The organism is Microvirga aerilata (genome assembly GCF_016743775.1).
GTDB classification, from domain to species: Bacteria; Pseudomonadota; Alphaproteobacteria; order Rhizobiales; family Beijerinckiaceae; genus Microvirga; species Microvirga aerilata.
Genome location: NZ_JAEQMY010000291.1, coordinates 1 through 1240, shown reverse-complemented (window position 1 = coordinate 1240; position 1240 = coordinate 1). Strand labels below are relative to the sequence as shown.

At 64.2% G+C, this 1240-nt stretch carries 1 protein-coding gene; it reads left to right on the top strand.

All coding sequences use genetic code 11. The annotated features are described in order from the left end of the window. Window positions 1–939: ABC transporter permease (locus JKG68_RS32415; RefSeq protein ID WP_202066545.1), on the top strand; the 939-nt coding region annotated here is incomplete at its 5' end. Between the last annotated feature and the right edge of the window lie 301 nt (window positions 940–1240).

The following is a 1240-nucleotide window of genomic DNA, read 5'->3' as shown; positions in this document are numbered from 1 at the left end:
CTCAAGCAGCAGGCCACCGATGCCCAGATCGAGCGCGTGCCGATGATGCGCGGCCGCCTCGTGACCCTCGGCGGGCGGCCCGCGGCCGACGTTAAGGCGCCTGAGGATGTGTCCTGGGTTCTGGAGGGCGACCGCGGCATCACCTACGCCAAGGCGCCGCCCGAGGGTTCCAAGGTGGTCCAGGGCGAGTGGTGGCCAGAGGATTACCGCGGCAGGCCGCTCGTCTCCTTCGACCGCAGGATCGCCGAAGGGCTGGGCCTCAAGATCGGCGACGAGATCACCGTGAACGTGCTCGGGCGCAACATCTCGGCCACCATCGCCAACCTGCGCGAGGTGGAATGGCGCTCCATGGGCATCAACTTCGTCATGGTGTTCTCGCCCAACGCCTTTGCGGGCGCGCCGCACACGCATCTGGCCACCGTCACCTTCCCGAACGGCTCGAGTGCCGACCTCGATGCCCGCATCCTGCGCAGCTCCGCTCAGGCCTACCCCATGGTCACGAGCGTGCGGGTGAAGGATGCGCTGGAGGCCGTGAACGACGTGGTGTCCCAGCTCGTCATGGCGATTCGCGGGGCGAGCTCCATCGCCCTCATCGCGAGCCTCTTGGTGCTGGCCGGTGCGCTGGCGGCCGGCCAGCGCGCCCGCCTCTACGACGCGGTGGTGCTGAAAACCCTCGGCGCCACCCGCGCCCGGCTGCTCTCCGCCTATGCTCTGGAATACGGCGTCTTAGGTCTGGCGACGGCCGTGTTCGGCCTGTTGGCCGGAACTCTCGCGGCCTATTTCATCATCACCCGGGTCATGAACCTAAGCTTTACCTTAGACTTGTCGGGAGCCCTTCTGGCTTCTGCGCTCGCGGTTCTGGTGAGCGTTGGATTAGGGCTGCTGGGAACCTGGCGGATCCTCAGTCAAAAGCCGGCACAATACTTAAGAAACCTTTAAGGCTCCCGCAGCCTGACGGCGTTATAGAGAAGCGTGCGAGGTCCGGTGAAGAGCAGCTTCAACTCTGCTCCTCATTCTTCTTTTTCACGAAGCGTTGAAGCTTGACGCTCCCCCTTGCGGAAAGGCCGGCGACATCTCATATTTTGAGTGTCGCCGAAAAACGGCGGCCAAGGGCTGACGTCTCAGCCCTTCGAGGGAACACGGAACACCGCGAGAAAGGACTCCGATGCAACCGTATGAGCAAAACCAAACCGCCTATGGCACCGGCTTTGCCCGGACGGCAGCACAGGTCGACCAGGGC